At 50.8% G+C, this 25,302-nt stretch carries 16 protein-coding genes; 4 read left to right on the plus strand and 12 right to left on the minus strand.

The window, feature by feature from the left end; translation table 11 throughout:
- Nucleotides 1-446: 446 nt before the first annotated feature.
- The 4 genes from H7U12_RS09195 to H7U12_RS09210 all read right to left on the minus strand — a co-directional run bounded on the left by H7U12_RS09195 (nt 447) and on the right by H7U12_RS09210 (nt 6,898).
- Nucleotides 447-1,895, minus strand: a complete 1,449-nt coding sequence (locus H7U12_RS09195) for an efflux transporter outer membrane subunit (protein WP_186636369.1) — start codon at nt 1,893-1,895, stop codon at nt 447-449.
- Nucleotides 1,896-1,926: 31 nt separating this feature from the next.
- Nucleotides 1,927-5,067 (minus strand): efflux RND transporter permease subunit, encoded by a 3,141-nt coding sequence (locus tag H7U12_RS09200; protein WP_186636372.1) that lies wholly within the window; start codon nt 5,065-5,067, stop codon nt 1,927-1,929.
- A 165-nt stretch (nt 5,068-5,232) separates the two neighbouring features.
- Nucleotides 5,233-6,378: an efflux RND transporter periplasmic adaptor subunit gene (locus H7U12_RS09205; protein WP_186636375.1), complete on the minus strand. Its 1,146-nt coding sequence runs from the start codon at nt 6,376-6,378 to the stop codon at nt 5,233-5,235.
- Between the two features lie 139 nt (nt 6,379-6,517).
- A complete protein-coding gene (locus H7U12_RS09210) occupies nt 6,518-6,898 on the minus strand; it encodes a hypothetical protein (RefSeq protein ID WP_186636377.1) in 381 nt (126 codons plus the stop codon).
- Between the two features lie 519 nt (nt 6,899-7,417).
- On the opposite strand from H7U12_RS09210, the gene H7U12_RS09215 reads away from it, so the two are divergent.
- Entirely contained in the window at nt 7,418-9,892 is a 2,475-nt protein-coding gene (locus tag H7U12_RS09215; protein ID WP_186636380.1) for an outer membrane beta-barrel family protein, read from the plus strand.
- A gap of 310 nt (nt 9,893-10,202) precedes the next feature.
- Entirely contained in the window at nt 10,203-10,562 is a 360-nt protein-coding gene (locus H7U12_RS09220; RefSeq protein ID WP_186636383.1) for a hypothetical protein, read from the plus strand.
- 78 nt (nt 10,563-10,640) lie between these two features.
- On the opposite strand, the gene H7U12_RS09225 is transcribed toward H7U12_RS09220, so the two are convergent.
- Nucleotides 10,641-10,895 (minus strand): hypothetical protein, encoded by a 255-nt coding sequence (locus tag H7U12_RS09225; protein WP_186636386.1) that lies wholly within the window; start codon nt 10,893-10,895, stop codon nt 10,641-10,643.
- Between the two features lie 617 nt (nt 10,896-11,512).
- Nucleotides 11,513-13,933, minus strand: a complete 2,421-nt coding sequence (locus H7U12_RS09230) for an ABC transporter permease (protein ID WP_186636389.1) — start codon at nt 13,931-13,933, stop codon at nt 11,513-11,515.
- Between the two features lie 575 nt (nt 13,934-14,508).
- Here H7U12_RS09230 and H7U12_RS09235 point away from each other — a divergent pair.
- Together H7U12_RS09235 and H7U12_RS09240 are read left to right on the plus strand one after the other, a co-directional pair.
- Nucleotides 14,509-15,867 carry a sigma-54-dependent transcriptional regulator gene (locus H7U12_RS09235; protein WP_186636392.1) on the plus strand — a complete coding sequence of 453 codons (1,359 nt, stop codon included), beginning with the start codon at nt 14,509-14,511 and terminating at the stop codon, nt 15,865-15,867.
- A complete protein-coding gene (locus H7U12_RS09240) occupies nt 15,857-17,209 on the plus strand; it encodes a sensor histidine kinase (RefSeq protein ID WP_186636395.1) in 1,353 nt (450 codons plus the stop codon). The genes H7U12_RS09235 and H7U12_RS09240 overlap by 11 nt, the downstream gene beginning before the upstream one ends.
- Nucleotides 17,210-17,366: 157 nt before the next feature.
- Here H7U12_RS09240 and H7U12_RS09245 read toward each other — a convergent pair whose 3' ends face one another.
- The 6 genes from H7U12_RS09245 to H7U12_RS09270 all read right to left on the minus strand — a co-directional run bounded on the left by H7U12_RS09245 (nt 17,367) and on the right by H7U12_RS09270 (nt 25,236).
- A complete protein-coding gene (locus H7U12_RS09245) occupies nt 17,367-18,635 on the minus strand; it encodes a cation:proton antiporter (protein WP_186636397.1) in 1,269 nt (422 codons plus the stop codon).
- Nucleotides 18,636-19,301: 666 nt separating this feature from the next.
- Complete coding sequence (locus H7U12_RS09250; protein WP_186636399.1) at nt 19,302-20,714, minus strand: Gfo/Idh/MocA family protein; 1,413 nt, start codon at nt 20,712-20,714, stop codon at nt 19,302-19,304.
- Nucleotides 20,715-21,021: 307 nt separating this feature from the next.
- Complete coding sequence (locus tag H7U12_RS09255; RefSeq protein WP_186636401.1) at nt 21,022-22,200, minus strand: MFS transporter; 1,179 nt, start codon at nt 22,198-22,200, stop codon at nt 21,022-21,024.
- 104 nt (nt 22,201-22,304) lie between these two features.
- Nucleotides 22,305-22,661, minus strand: coding sequence for a helix-turn-helix domain-containing protein (locus tag H7U12_RS09260; protein ID WP_186636403.1), 357 nt, complete (start codon nt 22,659-22,661; stop codon nt 22,305-22,307).
- 12 nt (nt 22,662-22,673) lie between these two features.
- Complete coding sequence (locus H7U12_RS09265) at nt 22,674-22,967, minus strand: type II toxin-antitoxin system HigB family toxin (protein ID WP_186636405.1); 294 nt, start codon at nt 22,965-22,967, stop codon at nt 22,674-22,676.
- 184 nt (nt 22,968-23,151) lie between these two features.
- Nucleotides 23,152-25,236 carry a DUF262 domain-containing protein gene (locus H7U12_RS09270; RefSeq protein WP_186636407.1) on the minus strand — a complete coding sequence of 695 codons (2,085 nt, stop codon included), beginning with the start codon at nt 25,234-25,236 and terminating at the stop codon, nt 23,152-23,154.
- Nucleotides 25,237-25,302 lie beyond the last annotated feature (66 nt).

Raw genomic sequence — 25,302 nt, forward strand, 5'->3', positions numbered from 1 at the left:
GCTGAACACCCAGCCATGGTTCCTTCTACTGCAAACTTATAGAATAATGTTTGCATGCTGACTATCAGCCATCGTTCTTCTCTCCCCCACTTATTTGGAGTAACGTCCTATTCTTCTTTATACTTGCGGATCAGTGGCCGTTTAGAAACGCAACCCAGCTAAATCGCCTCATGCCTTTCTCCTTCAATTTATGCCCAAAACCACTTCCCTCAGGCTCAGAAGGAAGCTGGTGCGTTTTAGTTGCAGTTTATCGAAACTACACCTAAAACAGCTTTATTAGCAGAAAGTCTAAAGCGCTATCAGCTTTTTCCCTGGATGACTCAGCATAAAGCAGATCATAGGTGAACCATCTATAACATTAGTTTTACCGTTTACAACAAAAAAATCCCCGGCCACTTTTCTGTCGCCGGGGATTATACTTTTAAGCTTTCTTTCAAAAAAGAGGCTTATTTCCAGCATCCTCCCAAAGCTCTATATAAATTAACAGTAGACTGTAGAACAGTCCTTTTTGTGGCCGCCAGTTTGAGTTCTGCTTCCAGTACGCCGCGCTGGGCAGTAATTACCTCTAAGTAACTGGCATACCCCGAAGTAAACAGATCATTGGACGTGCTGACGGCGTTTTGAAGCACCTTCACCTCCTGCTCCTTCAAAGCGGAAGCCTGCTGATAGTTCTCAATTTCCCGGAGGTTGGTCATTACTTCCCGCACCCCCGTCAGAATGCTTTTCTGGTAGGCATGGTAGGCCTGAATCTTAGCGGCATCGGCTCTTCTGAAATCAGCTTTTATGCCCGAGCGGTTCAGCAAAGGCGCAGATAGTCCGCCTATGATTCCGTACGCTACCGAAGCCGGTTTGAAGAGCAGGGAGGCATTGAAGGAGTTGAAGCCCACGTACGGAGAGAGCATCAACGACGGCAGAAAAGCGGCCCGGGCGGCAGCCACATCGGCTTGAGCCGCCTGCAGTTCCAGTTCCGCCTGCTGAATATCAGGGCGGCGGCGGAGCAAATCAGAGGGTACGCCTGCCTTCATCTGGGCAGGCAATTCCTGTGCATCCAATGTCTGGCTACGCACAATGGGTTGTGGGTACCGGCCCAGCAACTGGTTCAACTGCCCCTCCACCGCCTGAATTTCCCGCTCTTTCTCGGCTTTTAATCCTCTGGTGTTCAGGAGTTGCGCCTCAAACTGCTGAACGGCCAATTGGGTGGCTCTGCCAGCCTCTTTCTGCACCTTCACCATCTCCAGAGCCGTTTGCTGGAGCTTTATGTTGTTTTCCAGAATCATTTTCTCCCGGTCCAGCGCCAGCAGGTAATAGTACTGGTGCGCTACCTCAGAGATAAGGGCGGTTGTCACTAGTTGTTTGCCTTTCTCAGAGGCCATCAAACGGGTGAACGCTGCTTTCTTAGCTTTGCGTAGTTTTCCCCAAAGGTCCACTTCCCAGGCACTGCGCAAACCCAGGAAATAATCGGGCACCAGCGGCTGCGACACTTTCTGGTTTTCATTTATATTAGGTGACAGGTTCGTGTCAAAGTTACCTACACCGGTCATGGTGTAATCCCCGAACTTCTCTACTCCCGCCGCCCCTATGGCCGTCACTTGCGGCAGAAGAGCCCCGCGGCTGAGTAATGTATTGGCGCGGGCTATTTCCACCTGCTGCACCGCACTAAGTACATCTGGGTTATGCTGTAGCGCTGAATCAATCAAGTTCACCAGAAATGGATCTCTGAAAAACTCTTTCCAGGAAAGATCCGCCAGACTGGTGGAATCTGAAGAGGCCTGGAAAGTGGTGGGTACGCTCCGCAAAGCCGGCAGAGGCGTAGGCTCAGACGCTTTGCACCCCGCTAAAAGCCCCAGCAGGAAAAGACAACTGAAGTAAGACGATATTTTTTTATTGAAAGGCATTTTGCTTAAAGTCATGGATGAATACAAAAGGTTAAGCCGTTTGGAGTGCTTTTTTGGTTTTCTTCTTCCCGATGGAGGCAAACAGCACATACAAACCCGGGATCAGGAGTACCCCAAAGATGGTCCCGATGAGCATTCCGCCCGCCGCGGCGGTCCCGATGGAACGGTTGCCCATGGCTCCCGCTCCCGTGGCGATACACAGTGGAATAAGCCCGGCCACAAAGGCCAGCGAGGTCATCAGGATAGGTCTGAAACGGGACACGGCACCATCAACGGCCGCCTGCAATACCGTACGACCCTCTTTCTGCCGCTGGATCGCGAACTCCACAATCAGGATGGCATTCTTTCCTAATAGTCCAATGAGCATCACCAAGGCCACCTGCGCATAGATGTTGTTCTGCAAGCCCATGAGTTGCAAAGCCAGAAATGCCCCGAAAATACCGGTAGGCAAAGAAAGGATGACCGGTAACGGCAGCAGGAAACTCTCATACTGGGCCGCCAGCAAGAGGTACACAAAAATGAGGCAGACAATAAAGATGTACACGGTCTGGTCACCCGATAGAATCTCCTCGCGCGTCATGCCCGACCACTCAAAAGTAAAGCCGCGGGGCAAGGTCTCCTGGGCCACCCGTTCAATGGCTTTGATGGCATCACCGCTGCTGTACCCAGGGGCGGCGCTTCCGTTGATCATGGCCGAGGTGTACATGTTGTAGCGGGTCAACTGCTCCGGCCCGTACACGCGCTCCAACTTCACAAATGAAGAAAGCGCCACCATCTCGCCCCATTGGTTTTTGACATACATTTTGAGCACATCATCTGGCTTGGCCCGGTAATCTGGCGAGGCCTGCACCATGACTTTGTACATCTGCCCGAACCGGATAAAGTTGGAGGCATAATAACTGCCCATCAAGGTCTGGAGCGTGCTCATGGCATTGTCCACGGTGACTCCTTTTTTGGCAGCCATGTCCTGGTCCAGGTGAATGAGGTACTGCGGGAAGTTGGGGTCAAAGTTGGTGAAGGCACTGCTCACCTCCGGCGCCTCTTGCAGGGCTGAGATGAATTTCTTCGTGACTTCATCGGTCTCCGCTAGGGTGGCAGTTTTATCCCGGGCCAGAACGCGCAGCTCAAATCCGCTGGAGTTCCCAAAGCCTGGCACCGTGGGCGGCGGGAAATATTCTATGCTGGCATCTTTGAGGTCACTCGTCTCCTTTTCAAGGGCGGCAATGATCTCTTCCACCGAGGCCTTGCGGTTTTCCCATGACTTGAGGTTGATCATACCCATGCCGTAAGAAGCTCCGGCCGCATCGGTCAACAAACTAAAACCAGCCAGGGTAGACACGTTCTCCACCGCTTCCATTTTCTGCGCCGCCTGCTGAATTCTGTCCAGTACGTAAGAAGTACGCTCCACCGTGGCTCCCCGCGGAGTGGTAACGTTCACGTAAATCATACCTTGGTCTTCGGTGGGAATAAAACCGGTGGGGAGAACTTTGGAAATGCCCCAGGTGCTGAAAAGGAAGAACAGCAATAGCCCCAACGTGACGGCGTACCTGCCCGCTATGCGCAGCACCGTATTTTTGTAGCCTCCTTCCACTTTACCGTAGCCTTTGTTGAAGCCCGCAAAGAACCGTTGCAGCAGGCTTTTTTTCTCGCTCTGCCCATGGGTGTTTTTCAGCAGCAATGCACACAGGGCGGGCGTTAGTGTCAGTGCGTTCACCCCGGAGATCACAATGGAAATAGCCAGGGTAATGGAGAACTGCCGGTAGAAGATACCCACCGGACCAGTCATCATGGCCACCGGCACAAACACCGCCGACATCACCAGCGTGATGGCTACAATGGCGCCACTGATCTCCCCCATCGCCTCCAGCGTGGCTTTTCTGGCCGAGAGATGTTTTTCGTGCATCTTGGTGTGCACCGCCTCAACCACCACAATGGCATTGTCTACCACAATACCAATGGCAAGCACCAAGGCAAACAGGGTAAGCAGGTTAATGGAGAAGCCAAACATCTCCATGAAAAAGAAGGTACCTACCAGAGACACTGGTACCGCCAGAATAGGAATAAGCGTGGAGCGGAAGTCCTGCAGGAAGATGAACACCACAATAGAAACTAGAATAAAGGCCTCTAACAGAGTCACCAACACCTTTTCCATAGAGGCATCCAGAAAGCGGGAAACATCATAGGCAATGTTGTAGCTCATGCGCGGCGGGAAGGAGGTTTCCTGTAGTTCCGCCATCTTGAGCTTCACGTTCTCAATCACCTCCTTTGCGTTGGAGCCGGGGCGCTGCTTGATCATGATGGAAGCCGAGAAACGCCCGTCGGTTTTGGAAACCATGCCGTAATCCATGGACCCGAACTCCACATCGGCTACATCTTTCAGACGCAACACAGAACCGTTGCCTTGCTCATCTGCCTTGATCACAATGTTCTCATACTGGGCCGGCTCAAATAATTTACCGGTGTACCGCAGCACGTATTGCAGCGACTGTTCAGCCCTGCCCGAACTTTCCCCAACTTTCCCCGGAGCGGCTTCCACATTTTGGGCCCTGATGGCCTCAATCACATCATCAGGCGAAATCTGGTAGGCCAGGAGCCGGTCGGGTTTAAGCCAAACACGCATGGAATAGTCTCGGGAGCCCATGATTTCACAGAAGCCCACCCCATCAATCCGCTTGAGTTCCTGCAGCACGTTTATGTCTGCAAAGTTGTACACGAACTTCTCATCTGAGGCGGGATCATCGCTCATGAGGTTGAGGTAGAGCAGCATGCTGTTCACTTCCTTCTCCGTGGTTACCCCGGCTTTAATCACCTCTTCGGGCAACTCATCCAACACGGTGGTCACGCGGTTCTGCACGTTCACCGCGGCCAGATCTGGGTCGGTGCCCACCTCGAAGAACACCTGAATGAGGGTGACCCCGTTGTTACTGGAAACCGAGGACATGTAAGTCATGCCCGGCACCCCGTTAATGGCCCTTTCCAGCGGAGTAGCCACCGCTTTGGTAGAAACCTCGGCATTGGCCCCGGTATATTTGGCCGTTACCGTGACCGAAGGCGGTACAATCTCCGGGAACTGCGTGACCGGCAGGTTCATAATGGACATCACTCCCAGCAAGACGAAAAACAGGGAGATCACCAGTGAGAGCACTGGTCGTTCAATAAATATTTTTAACATGGAAGTATTTTCTTGTCACCGCCCAAAGGAAACCTTAGCTGCACGTTCCCTAAAGGGCAATTGGCTGCCGGTATACTTACATAGGCATGGCAGGACACCGCCCCTGCCAATAGGCCGTGCCGGTCCCTGCTGTTCCTTTGAAACAGGTTGAATGAAAGAAATAGATTATTTGGCGCTGGCGGTGAGCAAGCTGTCCATCTGGATGAGTTCAGGGGCGATGGTGGCCCCTTCCCGCAGCGACTGTGCGCCTTCATAGACCACCTTTTCCCCCGGCTCCAGGCCAGATTCCACAATGTAGAAATGGGAGAAACGGGCTTTGGGCTCAAAGCTTCTGGTCTTCACCTTGTTGTCTTTGCCTACCACGTACACAAAGTTCTTGTCCTGAATTTCAAAGGCGGCTTTCTGCGGCAAGAGCAAAGCACTATCTACTTCATTAAAGAGTCTCACCTTGCCGGAAGAATGGTGTTTCAGGAGTTTATTGGGGTTGGGGAACTTGGCCCGGAATGCGATGGAGCCGGTGTTGGGCTCAAACACTCCTTCCATGGTCTCGATCTTGCCGGCATGGGGATAGGTGCTGCCGTCGGCCAGAATGAGTTGGATCTGCCCATGTCTATTGTCTTTCCCTGAAAGCTCTGCCTTGGCATATTGCAGGTACTCTTTCTCAGAGACTTCAAAATAGGCGTACACGGTGTTGATATCAGAAATGGAGGTTAACAACGTTCCTTCTTCAATCAGGCTGCCCACCTTGAGAGGAATGCGGTCAATGATGCCGTTGTAGGGTGCTTTGATGTAGGTATAGGCTACCCGGGCGGCGGCATTCTCCTGCGCCGAGCGGGCCTCGGCCACTTTGGCCTGGGCCGCTTTCAATTTTGCTTTGGCCATCTGTAACTCAGAAGGAGAAATTACCTTTTTCTCTACCAAGATCTGCACGCGTTTTACCTCCACCTCGGCGGTCATGGCCTCCGCGGTAGCACTGTTGAAGTTTGCTTTGGCTTTGGCTAACTCAGACTGGTATTCCTGGGCATTGATCTTGAACAGGGGCTGGCCTTTTTTTACCTCCTGGCCTTCGTCCACCAGTATTTGTTCTAAGAAACCACCTACTTTGGCTCTTATCTCCACATGGCGCACCGCCTGTATGTCAGAAACATAATCCTGATGCAGGGTGGTGTCTTTGGTGATAAGCTGGGTTACCGGCAGATTGGCCACGGCGACTTTGCTTTCTTTAGGGGTACTGGAGGCGTCGCATCCGGTTAAACCCGTGCTGCCAGCAGCTAGTGATAAGAAAAATATAGTACGAAAAGGGATAGTCATGTTGGAGAATTTTAAGTCAATTGCCTGCAAAAAGGCATAAAGAATTCATAGGCTTCCTGAGCGGTGCGTGGCACCGGTAGAAACCAGATAGGTAGAAAGGAGCAAACGCTTCCTTACCAGGAAAAAAGGGAGGGGAAAATCAGAAGGGCGTGAGCCGGAAAATAAAGCCGTGGTACTCAGAAAGCACAAACCGTTGCGGCAGATACGCCAGCGAGGTGTGCAGCAAATGCGGCAGCCGTAGCCCCTGTGCTTGCACTGGTACTTTAACGGCAGCTTTACAGGAAACCTTGACAAAGGAGCGGAAATTGTATTCTACCCGCGGAACATCTTCCAGCAGATCCAAATACCCTTCCAGAATCAGCAATAAAGGTGCGGTACCCTTGACTGACTCCGGTGAACCCGTTGGGGAGGCCCAAACAAACCCGAGCGGCTCGCCGGCATCTTCAGCGGCTTTTATACCAAAACCTGCATGAATGCTGAAGCATGCGAGCAACAGCCAGCAAAACCAACGCTGTATCATCCAGGAGTTCTTCAAGTAGTTTGTTCTGATAGATGACCCCAAATATATTCTATTGTACCATCCGGTTGTAGCCCATCCTCCATTTTCCTCAATAAATACAAGCAGTTCTTACTTTTTGGCAGATAGAAAGGTTTCCCCCAGTTTCTACAGTTTTGGAGCTTTTTTTATAAAAAGAGCCCCAAAACGGTCCACCTTCTTCCGGAAGCCAGAACTAGGCTTATCTATAAAGACTCTGCAACTTCCTTAAAAAGTTACTAACCGAAGCTTTACTAGCTGTTTGTCACCTTAAAGTATTTGCGTACTGCGCGGCAGGCCAGCCAGGGCAAATGGGCAGATTTCACCAATACACCCCTAAAACGCCTAAGCGTACCTGGTTATGTCTGCTTTTCTCTCTGGCGTAGATAAACCGGAAAAGATCTCGTTTTTTTATGCTCGGCATGCAACGGTTGTCCATCCGAGGTGTCTTTAGAGTACATTCCCCGCTACCCACCACGTCTAAGTACATTTAACGCCTGCTTTATGAAAAAAAGAACCCTCTTTTTGCTGGGACAGCTATGCCTATGCCTCTACTTTTCAGGAAGGGGGTTGGCGCAGGGCACTCCGGCCACCACAGCTCCGGTGGCACCCCAAGCCGTGGGGAAAATCACCGGGACCGTGGTTGACTCCCTGGCCGGAAAACCGGTGGAGTACACCACGGTCTCACTGCTGCGGAAAGGCTCTACTACCTCCGTTGACGGCACGTTGACCAATGCCCAGGGGAACTTCTCTTTCGCCGGGGTTCCGTTGGGGGAATACAGCGTCTCGTTCAGTTTCATCGGGTATGAGACGAAAGTACGGCACCAAATCCAAGTGACTGCGCAACGACCCGAAGTTGCTCTGGGCACCATCCGGCTTTCTGCCGCCACTACCAGGCTTAAGGAAGTCACGGTCCAGGGCTTGCGGCCCACCATTACCCAGGAAGCCGATAAGATGGTCGTGAGTGTCCAGGGGACGGCGCTGGCAGCCGGCCGAACCGCTTATGACGTGCTTACCCGGGCGCCGGGCGTGTTCATTGATCAGGAAGGCAACATTCAGCTGAACGGGCGGTCTGGGGTCACGGTGATGCTGGACGGCAAACTCACGTATCTCTCGGCGCGGGATCTCCGCTCCTTGCTGGAGGGAATGCCCGCCGAGAACCTCAAGAACATTGAGATCATCACCAACCCTTCGGCCCGATTTGATGCGGAGGGCGCGTCCGGGATCCTGAACATCAACCTGAAAAAGAACGAGGTGCAGGGCATGAACGGAAGTGTTTATGGAGGTTCTACCTATAACTTCAAACAGGTGGGCTTTACCTTGGGCAGCACGTTCAACTACAAGTCCGGCCCCTGGAATTCGTTTCTGAACCTGGACGTAGCCCATCGCGTGGGCGGCCGGGAAGCCACCTTCACCCGCGTGTTTTACGGCGAGGAGCAGACCACCTATTTTGACCAGGTGGCCACCGGCAACTTTGAAGTGCAGGGCCCTCCGGCCGTGCGGCTCGGCACCGATTACAGCCTCAACGACCGGCACAGCGTAGGCTTCATGACCTACTTCAACACGAATAAACTGCACGCCGATTTCCTGACCGACACGTACTTGGGCAACGCTCCGCGCGAGTACAACCAGTACATTGACGCGAACAACTACAACGCCAACCGGTTCACCAACTTCACCAGCAATGTCCATTACCTGGGTAAACTGGATACGGCCGGCACTACCCTCTCCGCCGATCTGGACTTTGTGCGAATCACGAACCGCGGCGATGCCAATTTCTACAACTTCTACTATGATTTAACCGGCGGCTTGCCCAACCGGCAGGATTTCCTCTACACCAGCACCCCAAATGGATACAACATTTACTCGGCCAAAGTAGATTACACGCATCCTTTCTCTAAAAAGCGGAAAATAGAGTTCGGGGCGAAGGCCAGCAAAGTGGCCTCAGACAATGATTCCCGTTTTTACTTCAACAACGCAGAGGCCCTGGTCCTGGACCCCGCCCGCACAAACCACTTTCTGTACGACGAAGCCATTCTGGCGGCTTATATCAACTGGAGCAGTAAGATAGGTGAGCGCTATACGTTACAGGCCGGTTTACGCGCCGAGGAAACCATCTCCAAAGGTGAGTCACTGACCACGCAGCAGGTAAACGAACGCAACTATCTGGGTTTCTTCCCCAGCTTGTTTTTGCAGCAGAAAGTGAGCGAGAACTACCAGGTCAACTATAGCTATAGCCGCCGGCTGCAACGTCCTAATTACGGGAACCTTAACCCGTTCATCGCCTACCGCGATCCTTACACCTACTGGCAGGGAAACCCCGGGCTCCGGCCGCAGTACACGCACGCGTTCGGGGTGACGCAAACGTTTAAGAAGGAGTATTCATTGGTGCTGAATTACCAGCTCATCCAGGATGTCATGGCCGAGATTCCGCAGCTGGACGTGGAGAAAGCGTTGACCATCTACACCATCGGGAACGTGGATGACGGGCACAACCTCAGCCTGACGGCCAACGTGCCGGTTAAAATCAGGAAGAACTGGGATTCCCAGAATACCATGCTGGTGTCTTACAACCGATTCACCACCCAATTCAATGACGCGCAGGCCACCAACGCGCAGGTGTTTTACTCGCTGCAATCTACCCAGAACATTCTGCTCCCCTATAAAATCAAAATGGAGATCAACGCCTCTTACCGCGGTCCGGGCGCTTACGGCGTGTACGAGGTAGACAGCCAGTGGTGGCTGAACATCGGCTTCAAAAAAAGCTTTCTGGAGGATAAACTGGATCTGAGCGTCAACGCGAACGACCTGTTCAAAGGCCAGCGCATCAAAGTGGCCACCGTGGGCCGCAACATCAATGAATTTGACCAATACTTCAGGGCCAGAAGCATTGGCATCAACCTGCGCTACAACTTCAGCCGGGGCGCCAAGATTGATCCCAAACGCCAGAGCAGCCTGGATGAGCTAAACCGGACCTAACGCTTTCCGGCACTACAGAAAGATCGAACCCCTTTGAAAACAAGGCCCGCTCCTGACCTGCAGGAGCGGGCCTTGTTTTTGGCCTCCTTTCCAGAAACCTTTGCTTTTCTGTCTACCTGAAATGAAAATGGAAGTATACCTTTGCACGCTCCTTTCCCGTTCGATATCTGTACGGAGGTGACCGGAGCGGCTGTGCCTTCTGTCTTTCAGGTAAAGTAACCCTTGAAGAAGCGGTGCATAGTTTCCAAGTTCTTCAGAACTTGCCAGTACATTTTACCCTACAGAAGAGGGATTAACCATATATTGCAACATGCTTGCGAACGAACTACGGCTGGGCAACATACTTTTGGAAGCAGGGAAACCAGTAGCCCTTGATGCTCCCAGACTGATTTCGATCTTACAGGGCGAGGCTCACTCCTTGTCTCCTCTGCCCCTCACCGAAGAATGGCTTTCCGGAGCTTCCTATAACGCGCTGGAGCATGAATTCACGTTTCCCGAGCTGAGCCAATGGGCCCTGGACCCCGAGTACAAAGAGATTGTGTTCAACGGCGGTTACATTGCCACCAGCGCTCCCGTAGAGTACGTGCACCAACTCCAGAACTTCTTCTTTGTAATGACCGGCGAGGAATTGCACCTTCCCCTAGAAGCCTTCCAGCAAGCTAATTTATAGGTTCATCCGTTTTGAGCCCATTTCTGGGAAAAGGCACCCAAAATAGAAACCGTCTTCACCGGGGTGGATGAAAGCCGACTAGTATTTCGCGGCCCGTTCAGCTTCGGCCAGTCCCTCTTCCGTTAACCGGCAGAACAAGGTCATGTCCTCGGCCCGGTCAATCTGCACCAGGTTCTTGATCTCCAGATCTCTGATTTCCTGCTCTATCTCGCCCAACGACAAACCGGGGGTTTTCCCTGAAATGGCCGCCGCGTCTATCGGCCAGTTGGTTTTCAGTTCCTCCTCTTGCACCAAAGCATACATCGCTTTCAGAATTCTATTTTGATTCGCCATACGTTTACGTGGTTAGATTTTCTTCTTCTGGGCCGAAGTCGCTCCTCGGGGAGTTCTCCTTCGCCCTGACAGCATGTACGCAAATGACCTGAAGGAAGGCTATTCCTCCGAGAGTAAAGAAGAGACTCAAGATTGAATTGCTGGACCTAAAAAGGCTTTCCTGTTTTAAGCATGTTTTCTAAAAAACACGCTTAAAACAGGAAAGCCTTGAATTTGGGACGCTTTCGCTGGTGATTCTTCCAATACTGAACTCAAGATTTGATGTCTAATCCACTCAATTACAGATTAGGAACAACCCACCCCTAGCCCCTCCGGGGAGGGGAGTTCTGCAAGAGAGGAAAATTCCCCTCCTTGGAGGGGTTGGGGGTGGGTTCTATTTCAATGGTTGGTTCCTTTCAGAAAGCATTGCCATAACTGCAGCGTTTGAGCCTAACGGCTCACTGAAGTTGCAAACTTCAGCTCATTTTAGGTCCAAGTTGAAAACTTGAACCAGCAGTATTTTTAGAACTCAAAAACCCTGCCTCCTCGGCGGGTTAGAGGTGGGTTCAACCGCTTGGGTAAACACTTGTGCTCACTTGCGATATTTAAACAAACCAGCCCAAAACCACACTGCTCCTTCAATCCATCCGGAGGTTTTTAACCGGGTTCAGGGTGGCGGCTCTGAGGGCCTGGTAGCTGACGGTGAGCAGGGCCACCAGGCCTGCAAGTAAAACCGCAACGGCAAACGCCCAAACCGGAATGTCAATGCGGTACGCGAAATCTTCCAGCCATTTGCGCATGGCGTACCAAGCCAGCGGAATGGCAATGACCGCCGCAAGGAGCACCAGCTTCAGAAAGTCGCGCGAAAGCAAGGTGACGATGGAAGAAGTCTTGGCGCCCAGTATTTTCCGGATCCCGATCTCTTTCTTGCGCTTCTCCGCCGCATACGCCGCCAACCCGAACAAGCCCAGGCAGCCCACGAAAATGGCCATGCCGGTAAAGATCCACAGCAGGGACTTGAGTTTGTCTTCGGCCTTGTACATCACCTCAAAGTTCTCATCCATGAACTTGTACTCCAGCGGGTATTCCGGCGAAAACGTATCCCAGACCTGCTTTACATGACTGATGCCGGCGGCTACGTTGGTGCTTTTCATCTTTACGGCCACTTTCCAGTTGGCTCCCGGGAAAATCTGCAGAACGGTTGGGTCTACTTTGTCAAAAAGGCTCTTAAAATGGAAGTCTTTCACCACCCCAATCACCTGCCCTTTCTTGATGGTATCGGCGTCCAGCCACATTTTCCATTCCATGGATTTTCCCAGCGCCTTATCGGGCGAACCGAATCCCAGTTCCTTCACGGCTGTTTCGTTGATGAGGAAAGCGGCGTCTTTGTCGGTGGGCATGTCTTTGGAGAAACCTCGGCCAGCCACCAGTTCCAGCCCCAGAGTGGTGAGGTAATCATAATCCACCATCAGGTGGGTTACGCCATGATGAACGCGCTCCCCGTTCTTCACCAGCTCAATGCCGTCGCCCGCAGTGGCATCGCCCGGAAAGCCGTACCCGATGGACACACTCGCCACGGCCGGTGACTTCGCCAATTCCTGCTTAAATGTCTCATAGTTGCTGAACATGTTATCGCCGCGCATGGGGAAAAACAGGATCTGGTCTTTGTTGAACCCCAGGTCTTTGTGGTGCAGGTATTGCACCTGCTGGTACACCACCAACGCACAGATGATGAGGAAAATGGAAAGGGAAAACTGCACCACAATGAGCCCGTGCCGTAGCCATGGCGTTTTACCGGGGCCGCCATCGCTCACCACGGCTCCTTTCAACACGCTCACCGGCCTGAACCCCGAGAGCACCAGCGCCGGATAAAAGCCCGCCAACACGCCTACTACTACCACCAGCAGAAACAAAAGCAGCAGCAGATCTGGCTGGGAGAAGACGTTGAAGTGCATGTCCTTGTCGGTGAACTCGTTCAGGGACGGCAGCAGCAAGGACGTGAGGGCGGCGGCAAACACCACACTGATGAAGGTGAGCAACAGTGTCTCAGACAGGAACTGCCCCAGCAATTGCTGCCGACTGGCACCAAGCGTTTTCCGGACCCCCACTTCTTTGGCCCGCTGCAGCGATTTGGCCGTAGCCAGGTTCACGAAATTGAAACAGGCAATCAGGAGAATGAAAACGGCAATGATGCTGAGCGCTTTCACATACGTGATGTTGCCCCGGATGGCCTGGTCAAACTTAAAGCTGGCCGAGTACAGGTGCACTTCCCGCAGCGGCTGCAACGACGGTACATAATTGAAGGGCTTGTTGTTATCTGGATCGATCTGCTTTTTTACTTCAGTTCTGAACTTAGATAACATCAATTGGGGGTCTGCGCCTTCTTTCAATTTCACATACGTGTAGAACTGTTGCCAACCCCAGTTCTGCATGCGCGTAGCCGGAAATTCAAAAATGGCCAGGTTCCGGATGTACTTGACCGGCAAATGGAACTTCGGGTTAGACGCAAATACGCCCTTCACGATAAAGTCATTTTTATCGATGGAAACTTTCTTGCCCACCGGGTCACCCTCGCCAAACACCTTTCTGGCGAACGCATCCGAGATCACGATGGAGGTAGGATCATCTAATACTTTCTCCGGCGAACCGTACAGGAAAGTCAGCGGAAACACGTGGAAGAACGTAGGGTCGGCCTCTATCCCTCCGGTTTCATAAAGCCGCTTGTCTCCCGCCTCCACCAGCCGTGGCCCGTCCCAGGGCTGCATTAAGATCCGGACCACGTACTCAGCTTCCGGGAAGCTCTCGGCCAGCGTGGTGCCAAACATGGGCGGCACACTGGTCACCTGGTCACTGGACTCGTCGGTAGAAACGGTGTTGTAGACACGGTACACTCGCTCGCCCTGCGGCAGGAATTTGTCAAACTGCAGCTCGTCATACACAAACAACCCGATGAGCAAACAGGCGGTAACCCCCAGCGCCAATCCAGCTATATTTATAAAGCTGAAGCCTTTCTGGCGTAGCAGGTTACGATAGGCAATCTTGAAGTAGTTCTTGAACATAGAAATGTTGCGTTAACTGTTCTTGTGGGTAAGGAAAAAAAGCCGATGCAGAAATTCCATTAGCTCAATTTCCCTCTTTTCCTTAGTTATTTCAAAACACTAAAACCTCAATCTGTCAATGCTTTTGCCTGAATCAGGACCTAAATGAGCTGAACTCCTGATGAGTGGGAACAGCCCCAGCGGGCCAGTGGGCGAGGTTTCCGGTCTCAGAAGTACACAAGCAATGCCAAAGCGTTTATAACCTAATTTTCAATAACTTAGTAAAAACCAGCGTGAAAAGCCTGTGCAAAATCGCTCCCCGGGTGTGCGTTTTCGCACGCGTACGCCTTGGGGCAGGACCTAAAAAGGCTAATCTACAGGCAGTTGTAAGTATGGCACAATTATCGTTTTTTAGATAAAGGAAACAGACCCCACGCCCGCGCCCGAGGAAAGCAATGTCCCCCGCTGCTTTCGGGCTTCCGTTTTAAGGCTTCTTTTCAGAAAAGACAGGGAAAACACCCGGGCTTGTTCCACTGATCTGGGCGTGAGACCCGCAGACCATAGATGTACCTAAACGCTTTTAAACGGATTGATTTATGCAGTTGAAGAAGGCTACCGTTCTGGTGATAGATGACGACCCTGACGTGCTGACCGCCGTCCGGTTGCTGCTGCGCCCCAAAGTGAAGGAGATTGTGGTTGACAAGAACCCCGAGAACCTCCCCTCGCTGTTGCGGCAGCACACGTTTGACGTGATCCTGCTGGACATGAATTTTGCTTCCTCCATTAACACGGGCAACGAAGGCATTTTCTGGCTGAAAGAAATTAAACGGCTGAAGGCGGGTGCGGCGGTGATCATGATCACGGCCTACGGCGATATTGATCTGGCCATCCGGTCCCTCAAGGAAGGAGCCTATGATTTTGTAGTCAAGCCCTGGCGCAATGAGAAACTGCTGACCACGCTGCAGGAAGCCGTGAGCGGCAAAGAAAAAAGCCTCACTACCGTCGCTGCCGGCACCACTCCCTCTACCCTGGGCCTGGAACTTCTGGGCGAGTCTGAGGCCATGCAGGACATCTTCTACAAGATCAGGAAAGTAGCGCCCACCGATGCCAACATTCTCATTCTGGGTGAGAACGGCACCGGCAAAGAACTCATCGCCAAAGCCCTGCACCAGCACTCGTTACGGGCCACGGAGCCGTTCATCAAAGTAGACGTGGGCGCGCTCACCGAGTCGCTGTTCGAAAGCGAACTGTTCGGCCACAAAAAAGGCGCTTTCACCGATGCCCGCGACGAGCGGGTGGGCCGCTTTGAGGCCGCCGACAAGGGCACCATCTTCCTGGACGAGATCGGTAACATCTCGCTGCAGCAACAGGCCAAACTGCTGAGCGTGCTGCAGAACCGGCAGGTGACCCGCGTGGGCGCCAATGAACCCACTCCCGTCAACGTGCGGTTGCTCTGCGCCACCAATGTCTCGTTGCATGAACTGGCCAGCGATGCCCGTTTCCGGAAGGACTTGATTTACCGCATCAACACCGTGGAGATTGTGGTGCCGCCGCTCCGGGAAAGAGGAAATGACGTGCTGCTGCTGGCCCGCCACTACGTGCAGGTGTACGCAGACAAATACCTGAAACCTCCGCTGGAACTCACCTCCAAAGCCATGGAGAAACTGAAGAATTATCCGTTCCCTGGCAACGTGCGCGAGCTGCAGTACGCCATGGAACGGGCCGTGATCATGGCCGATGACTACGCCCTGGATGCCCGCGACATCATTTTTTCCCCCATTGAAACAGCACCTCAGGCCGCCGCCGCGCCATCGGCCACTAACCTGGAGGAACTGGAGAAAGCCACCATCATTAAAGTACTGGAAAAGCACAACGGCGTAATGACCAAAGCGGCGAAGGAATTGGGCATTACCCGCACGGCGCTGTACCGCAGATTAGGCAAGTATGAGCTTTAGGAATTTTGAGGGAAAGCTGCTGCTACGGGTGTTCCTGCTGTTACTCACCTTAAGTGCGCCTTCCTTCGTGCTGCTCAAAGGCTGGGCCGAGGTATTGGTGTTTCTGGTGCCGTTGCTGGTGTACCAGGTGTATGAATTGTACCACTTCCTGAAAAAGGCGCAGGAAGAATTGAATCTCTTCATTGAGGCCATTCAGTACCGCGACTTCTCGCGCTATTTCAGCGAAAAAGCCACCTCACCCCAGTTGCTGCACCTGCGCAAAGGATTTAACCAGATCAACACCACGTTCAAAACCATCAACCAGGAAAAAGAAACGCAGCACCAGCATCTGCAGCGCATTCTGGAACTGGTAGACACGGGCATCTTGTCCTATGAACTGGACAGCGGCGACGTGGTGCTCCTGAACGAATCTCTGAAGAAGCTCCTCCAGATGCCGTTTCTGCGAACGATTCACGCCCTGGAGAAGCGACACCCCAGTCTGTACAAAGAAGTGATTCACCTGCCGCCGGGGCACCCCATGATCGCGCTCATCCAGACGCCCAGCCTGGAGCGCAGTACTTACAAATTCATGCTTTCAGGCACGGTTTTCCAAAACGAGGGCAAAAGGTACAAGCTGGTGGCGTTTCAGAACGTGAACGATGCCTTGGAAGAGACTGAATCCCGCGCCTGGCAGAAGCTGCTCAACGTCATGACTCACGAAATCATGAACTCCATTGCGCCCATTTCCTCCCTGGCTGATACCCTGAAGAACCGGCTGCAGGAAACCGTGGTCACGGAGGTTTCGCCGCTTGACCTGGAGGAGTTGGAGGAAGGCATCAGCACCATCAAGTACCGCAGCCAGGGCTTGTTGAAGTTCGCCCAGACGTACCGAAACCTGAGCAAGATCACGCACCTGAACCAGGAAAGAATACGCTTGCAGGACATCTTCCAGAACCTGCGGCGGCTCATGCATCCTTCGCTCGCGCAGAAAAATATTAAGTTAAACCTGATTTTGCAGGACCCTAACCTGACGCTGGAAGCCGACCCCAACCTGCTGGACCAGGTTCTGATCAACCTGCTGGTGAACGCGATGGATGCCGTGAAAGAAAGCCCAGCCCCGGAGATCACCTTATCGGCGTATGCGGCTTCTGAGGGAAAGGTGGTGATCAAAATCTCAGACAACGGCACCGGCATGTCCAAGGAAGTGCAGGAGAAAATCTTTATCCCGTTCTTCAGCAGCAAGAAAAATGGCAGCGGTATTGGCCTGAGTTTGTGCAAGCAAATCATCATGCTGCACAAAGGCACCATCCAGGTACAGTCTGAAGAAGGCAAAGGCACTTCGTTTTTCCTGTTCTTTAAGTAAAACAGGCTCAAAACAGGTTGCTGTACCAGGCTACTCATTTGGGGCAAATTTTGTTCCCCCTACTTCTCCCGAACCTTCCTTGAGAGAAATATACATCCTGTAAAAGAGTTAGAAGCTTCCAGATAAACGATAGGTTCAAGGAGCATTTCCTCTTTCCTCAGCCGTGTACCTCCAGCGGTTTCAGGGGTTGGGCTTTGTTCAGGCGCTTCACCAAGTTGCCCAGGGTGAGGCCTTGCACAATAATGGAAAAGAGCACCACGATGTAAGTGATGGAGACGATCAGGTTGCGTTCCATGGCCTCGGTGAGGGAAAGCGCCAGGGCGATGGAAATGCCGCCCCGCAAACCGCCCCAGGTCATGATCAGGAGGGTACTGCCGGGGAACCGGTTCTTGAACCGGAACATGAGAGCCGGGAGCACCAGTGACACCCACCGCACCAGCAGCAGCAACACAATCACCACCAGGCCTACATACAGAAAATACCGGTGGATGGGGATGAGCACCAGTTCCAGCCCGATCAACACAAACAAGATGGCGTTCATGATCTCGTCAATCATCTCCCAGAACTTATGGATGTAATCGGTGGTGGTTTGGGACATGGCGTATTCCACCCCTCGGTTCCCGATGAAGAGTCCGGCTACCACCATGGCCAGGGGGCCGGAGAAATGCAGGAAAGACGCCAGGGCCGAGCCGCCCATCACCAGCGCCAGCGAGATGAGCACCTCGGTCTGGTAATGGTCAATGGCTTTCATCATGCGGTAGCCCACGTACCCCAGCAGAATGCCCAGGAGAATGCCGCCGCCTACTTCCTCCAGCAGCAACAGCCCAATCTCAGAGGGTGCCACATCTTCAATGCCTTCGCGGGCGATGCCCAGAATGGAGAGAAAGACCACCACGCCCACCCCATCGTTGAAGAGCGATTCGCCGGTGATGTTGGTTTCCACTTCTTCTGAAACGCCCGTCTTCTTGAGGATGGAAAGCACCGCAATGGGATCGGTGGGAGAAATGAGAGCGCCAAACAGCAGGCAATGCACGTACGCCACCGGCAGCTCAAACAACGGCAGCAGGTAAAACAGCAGGGTGCCCAACAGAAAGGTAGAGATGAGGGTGCCCACCGTGGCGAAGGCGATGATGGGTCGGCGCGAGACCCGCAGCTTCCGGACATCGGTGTGCAAGGCCCCGGCAAACAGCAGAAACCCCAGCATGAAATCCAGCAGGAACCCCGAGAAGTCCAGCTGCACCAGGGCATCGCGCAGGAAATCGACCAACGCAGGTGCTACGCTGCTCGCCAGCAGAATGCCCAGCGACAGAAAGAGCGCCAGCACCATCAGGCCGATGGTGGCGGGTAATTTGATAAACCGCACATTGATGAACGCCAGCAGCGCTGATAAAGCGATGATAATAGAGAAGAGTCTGAGTGGTTCCAAGAGCAGCAGATTAGGTGAGCCAGGTTTCAATCTCCGGTAAACGAAATTTATCAGCCGAAGGATAAAGCCTCACCCAAACAGAAAAGCCGTTTAGGGCCTCTTTTCAGAAAACAGGCCCTAAACGGCTTTTCATAGTACCAGCGCATCTCTGCCGATACTCTTCATTGTGATGAATGTGAATTCGGGAAATAAGAGGACAGGGAAAAACTATCTTATTTGTATTAACTGTCTCTTTACTTTGCTGTGCATTCATTCCGTCCCCTTTGAAGGGGCTAGGGGGTGTGATTACTAGTGCTGAAACGGGATTTCAAAAGTTCCAAGTGAGGAAGATATTCCTTTGAACTGGCCTCCCTTTTCCGCATTTGTCCTCCCACTACCCCCCTTCCAAGGGTAGGTCCATTACGTTCTATTTCAATGGTCTGGTTCCTTAAAGAAGGCGTTGCCATTACTGCATAGTTTGAGCCTCGCGGCTCACTGAAGTTTCAAACTTCAGCTCATTTTAGGTCCAAGTTGGAAACTTGAACCAGCTATAGATAAAAAAAGCCCGGCGTTTAGGGGCTCTTTTTTGAAAAACAGCCCCTAAACGCCGGGTTTGTATTTTACTAAAATCCTGAGTTTTTCAGTCACGCCCCTACTCCAGAAGCGCCTCTCTAACCGGCTTAAACTTTACTCCAGTTTGGGTTCCGGTCCTCTGAACGCGTCTTTTCTGGCCACCGCCGGCAGTTTTACGGGCCGGTTCTCTTTGGCTGACTGGTAGAGGGCTTCCATGATGCGGTGATCCTGCAAGCCTTCCTGCCCAGGGGTGAACGGCTCCAGGTCTTTCAGGATGCACTCAGAGAAATGGTCTATCTCGGTGGCGAACTGGTTTTTGTGCTCCATTTCCACGTCTTCCTTTTTGCCCAGCTTGCCTTCGGCGCGGGAGGTTTTGAGTTGTTGGCCGGTGTAAGAAAAGGCGGGGTCCATATTGAGCCAGCCGCGTTCGCAGAGCACCCGGTAGCGGCGGCTCTCGTGGGTGTTGTAGTGGGTGGCGCAATTGGCTACCACCCCGCTGGGGAACCGCATCTGCCAGCTCATCAGCTCCTCCACTTCCTTGAACAGCGGGTTGCCAGGCGTGCTGTACTGGTAGGCAAAGACTTCGGTGGGTTCTTCGCCCAACAAAAACCGGATGGTGTTGAGGCAGTACAGACCAATATCGGGCAGGGCCCCGCCCCCGGCCAGCGCTTTCTTGTGCCGCCAGTGCTGCGGATTGGCCGAACTCTGGCAGTTGAAGGCCTCTATAAACTTGGTTTCCCCAAACTTCTTGTCGCGCAGCAGTTGGCGGGCGTAGCGGTTGTAGGGCTCGTACTGGATGCGGTAGGCCACCATGAGCTTGCGGTTGGCTTTCTGGCAGGCGTCTATCATGGCCTGACACTCGACCGAGGAGTTGGCCATGGGTTTCTCGCAGAGGATGTGCTTGCCCGCCTGCGCTCCCCTGATGGTGTACTCTGCGTGCATGGAGTTGGGCAGCACAATGTAAATGACCTGCACCTCGGGGTTGTCTTTGAGCTGGTCGTAGGTCTGGTAGCTGTAGCAGTTCTCGGGTTTGATGCCGTACTGCTGCGCCACTTTCCGCATTTTCTCGGGGCTGCCGCTCACCAGCGCCACCGGCTTTGATTTCTTGCATTGCCCAAAGGCAGGCAGCAGCTCCTCCAGCGTGAGGTGCCCCAGCCCCACCAGCGCGTACCCCACCCGCCGGTCGGGCGGCAAGGGCGTGGGCGTGGGTCCCGACTGGCGGTCGGCGTCTGATTTCCAGGGTTCCAGTTTAATGGGCTCCTCCAGCCCCGCCGGAATCTGCGCCGGGGGCGAAGTGGGCGGCGTTTTGGGGACGGTCTGTCCGTTGGGAGCGTTCATGGTACCTCCGGTAGAGGCGGCGGAAGCACCTGTTCCGGCTCCGGCTTCGGTGGTTTTGCAGGAGGCTACCAGCGTGCCTACCACCCCGGCGGCTACGCCTTTACCGGCCAGTTGCAGAAAACTTTTCCGGCTCAGAGGCTCGGTGAATTCATCGGGAAGAAGTTGAACAATTCTGTCTAGGGGAAACATAGATTCAGGCTAAAGGTGAAAGTACGGGCAGGCAATTGCCTATCGCCCTTAGTTTTAACCATCCTTTATCTGAAAAGTTATCGGGAAATTTCGCCGCAGATATGGTAGCAACTCCGGCTGCTTTCCTTCGTGCTCGTGCTGGACTTCGCCACGGCTACTCCTTTCTACAGTAGCAACTCCGGCTGCTTTCCTTCGTGCCAGAAAAGCTTGGGCAGGTGCGGTGCGCCCTAAAGAAACGCCGGTTCGTTTAGGGACTCTTTTTCCAAAAACGGCCCCTAAACGCAAAGGCGGGTACCACCTTAGAACACTACGGTTTACGCAGCAGGCGGCGCATGGCCCAAAGCCCCAGTAGCGGCCCCAACGCCAGAAACAGAAATCTCAGCTCGGTCCCTACGTAGGCCTGCACCCATTGCAAAAACTGGATGCTCACAATGGTAATGGCAAAGCCGATGGAGTTGACGATGGTTAAGGCGGTGCCTTTGACGCTACCCTCCGCTGACTGCGCCACCAGCGTAGAGAACTGTGGCGAATCCATGACCACGGCCAGCCCCCACACCACCAGCACACTCATAAACCAAGGGAAAGGCAACTGGAAGATAAAGGGCGCACCCAGGCAACATACTAGTGACACCGCCAGCGCCATAGCCGCCGTACGGGCACTGCCTACTTTTTCAGAGAGATACCCACCCGCCACGCAGGCCAGCGCCCCTACCGCAATGATGCCAAAGGACAGCAGTGATATGGGCACCGGCACCTCGGGATGTTGAAGGGCGTACATGGCCAGCAGCACCGGCACCAGGGCCCAGAACGTGTACAGCTCCCACATGTGCCCGAAGTACCCGAACGCCGCCGCCCGGAAGTCTTTCTGCCGGAAAATCTGGAAAAAGGCCGAGAAGTTGGGCTGCGTGCTCCGGCTCCGGAACGGACCGTCGGGGACAAGCGCAAAGACGCTTAGCCCGCCCAGCACCGCCAACCCCGAGGTGCCCCAGATCACGTACCGCCACGGCAAGCCCCGCGTGAGCGCCTTGAGCAGATGCGGAAAGGCCGTGCCCAGCACCAGCGCCCCCACCAGAAACCCCAGCGCTTTGCCCAAGCCTTTCTGGTGATAATCTGCGGCTATCTTCATGCCCACGGGGTAAATGCCCGCCAGACAGAAACCCGTCAGGAACCTACTCCCCAGCAAGGTAGCCAAGCCGCTAGCCCCCAAAAGGCTCAGGTTGCAGCCCGCCCCCAACAACGCGCACACCAGAAACACGTTGGACGGCGAGAACCGGTCTGAAATGGTAAACACCGCAAACACCAACGTGCCCAGAATAAACCCCAACTGCACCGAAGACGTGAGGTGGCTAAGTGAGCTTGCTTCTAAATGAAACTGCGGAATAAGGTTTGGCAGCACCGCATTGCCCGCAAACCACAAAGAGGTGCAGGCAAATTGGGCTAGAACAATGGTGGGGAGAATGTGCTTTGCTTGGGGATTAGTTTTCAAGAATTCTTATTTAATGCTTAGAGCATCTGGTCTCTTTTGCTAAACACATGGTCGCTTATTTCAAGGATCAGGCAAATTGATGTAAAACCGTTGTGTTCTTTACCCTAGTATTCCTGAATCAGCACGTTTGTTGGGATATTTAAGGTAGTATGAAGATTCCTTATCATTTCTAAAGTAAGTTTCCTCTTCTTGTTTAGCACTTCGCTTACCCTGCTCTTGAAGCCCAGGACTTCGGCAAGGTCTTTCTGTTTCATGCCTAATTGCTCCATTCTGAACTTTAACGCCTCAATGGGATCGGGTGCCCCAATGGGGAATTGTTCTTTCTCATAGGAGTCGATTAAAAAGGAAAGCACCTCCAGCTCATCGCCTTCCGGTGTGTTCGATTCAGCGTCAAAAATCGCCTCTAACCTTTGAAGGGCTAGTTGATAATCTTCTTCTGTTTTAATTAACTTAACATTCATCTCTTCTTCCGCTTAGATTTTAGTGGCGTCAACCTTATCGTATTCAGCATGAGTGCCTACAAAACGTATCCAAACGATGCCGTACAGGTAGTTAATCTTGACAATTAGCCGGTAAGTATTTCCTTTGATGTTGAAGAACACTCTGTTGTCCTGCAAGATGCTAGCCGAAGGATAGTCTTTCTTAATGTCATTCGGGGACTTCCAACTGGCCTGCTCCGCCTCATTGTACCACGCCTTAAGCTGCTGCTCACAATCTGCATGGATAGACCAGAAATCCCGTAGTGCCCGTTTCGCTATTACTCTCACCTCTACAAGTTTATAACTCAAATATAAAAATAAAAGTTACCAAAATGGTAACTTTTTATAAAGCTTTGCTTAAATTATTAAAGAACGGCATAACTCAAAATCATAAAGAGGTGCAGGCACACTAGCTATAACGATAGTTAAAACGAAATTTTTAAATCAAAATTTACATAAAAATGCTTAATATTTAATTCAAAGAATATTTAACACTAATTTCATCCGTGATTCCCAACATCTTAACAACCTCTTTTATTCGAAACAACTTCGTTCTAGAATTTATTTTAGCTTCAGCATAATACCCATCTTTAATAAACAAAGCATTTTTTAACTTTTTATCATCCGAGTGAATAGAAAACCTTTCAAGCAAACTCTTTTTAAAATCTCGTTCTTTACCATCTTCTAATGCTAATCTTAAAACAAAAGTATATAGATTAGTTAAGTTCTTGATGCTTTGCTTCTTACCTTTAAAAAGAACATAATCTATTTTTTTACCAGTTGGATCTCCAAGTTTTAATATGTTAGTTTCTTCAAAGGTTATATGCTCCTTAATTTGACTATCTACAGTGGGCAATTTCCAAATTTGCAAAAACCGTTCAAATAATAAATCGAACCTTTTATCAACCTCTTCAACATCCCACTTTTCTAAGCTAGCTAAATGCTTGTTTAACCAAAGCCTACTGTATTTATACCCACACTCTTTACCTTCTGATTGTAAATCTCTCTTATCTAAGAAGAACCTGTTACCTAACTTTCCATTATTCCCTGACAGAGTTAAATTTCCAAGAGTGTGTAGATATTTATTTTTTAACAAATTAAAATCCTTTTTATTCAATGATTGCTCCCATCCTTTTGCAGGATTAACTGGAAATATATGTTCTATCGTAATTTTAGGATTATTATCAATAAGAACTGGTTCTTCGTTATCGAAATTCTCTAACCTTTCCAAAAGATAATTTACATTCCTAGTTTGGCCTTTGTATATGTTTTTAATCTTCAAAATGTTGCGAACTTCATTATTAGAAGGGAAAACAGGTGTATTTTTCTCTAATTTAGATAATAAAGCTTTTTGTAATGAGGGAACATAATCTTTTATATTTATTTCGTTTCTGAGTTTCGCAAGTAGAGCAACAATGAAACTACTTTGTCTCCCACATAAAAATCTTCTCCATAAAAATGATTGTATTGTTTCAAGAACCTCTATAAATTCAATTTTATTTATTATTTTATTCTTATAATCATCATAAACCTGTAATACAAATGGGATAGCAATAACTTTATCAAGTTTAAGTAAATATCTTAACTGAGTTCTTATTTCTAGATCAGGCTCTTTATAGGGATTTATAATTTTATCATAATATACAGCATACTTCTTTAAATCCTCTACTGTATTTTCCATATTATCTGTAGTAGTCCATTTAAACAGTTCTTTAAAACTTTCGTAAGTTTTCAACCTTTGTTTCTTAGGAACGTCTCCACTCTTTAAGGTAATATAATCTCTTATGAATTCAATATGTTTACTTCGACTTTCATTAAGATCATTTTGGATACAGGAATTTTCAATTAATGACCAAATTTTATATACTCTATTCTGGTCTCCGATATTCATATTCATAAATATATAATTCCTAATCAAATCTCCTTCGGAAAGATTTTTTCCTGTAGAGTTTAAACTTTCAAATATTTTCTGGGGATTATCAATTCCTTTTTCTAAAATTATTTCTACAAAGGAAAGCTTATTCAATCCATTTTCAATGATTTCATAATTTTCCTTAGTAACGAATTTTTGTACGAATTTAAAATTTTCAAGTAGTCTAGAATTTCCTTCAAAATCAAAATCAAAATCTAGCTGAATAAGATAACTTAAAGCCTTATCATTGTTATCACTAGGCTTTAGTTTTAATCTACCCTCTTTATCAGCATACTTATTTATCAAATATCTATCTCTTATTCTGTCTACTAATTCAAAATTATCAAGCTCTTTACCTACAGCACAAAGGGCAATATAAATAAGTATAATTGTTGTTATTCTTTGCTGACCATCAATTACAACAAGTTCTTTTATATCATCTGTTGTAAATACATCTTCTTGTATATACACTATACTCCCAATAAAATGAAATTGAGGATCAGTGCTTGTCCCAACTTTTATAATATCTTGAATTAGTTGATGGCACTGCTCATAATCCCATTCGTAATTTCTTTGATAAGCAGGTATAACAAACTGAATATCTACTAATGATAAAAATTTTTTAGTTTTAGGGCGCGTTGACAATTGTAGAATTATTTTTCCTGGCAGTTGTTAGAGTATCAAAAAGCCTATGCGTCGTTATGAGATCAC

The organism is Rufibacter sediminis, assembly GCF_014269285.1.
GTDB classification, from domain to species: Bacteria; Bacteroidota; Bacteroidia; order Cytophagales; family Hymenobacteraceae; genus Nibribacter; species Nibribacter sediminis.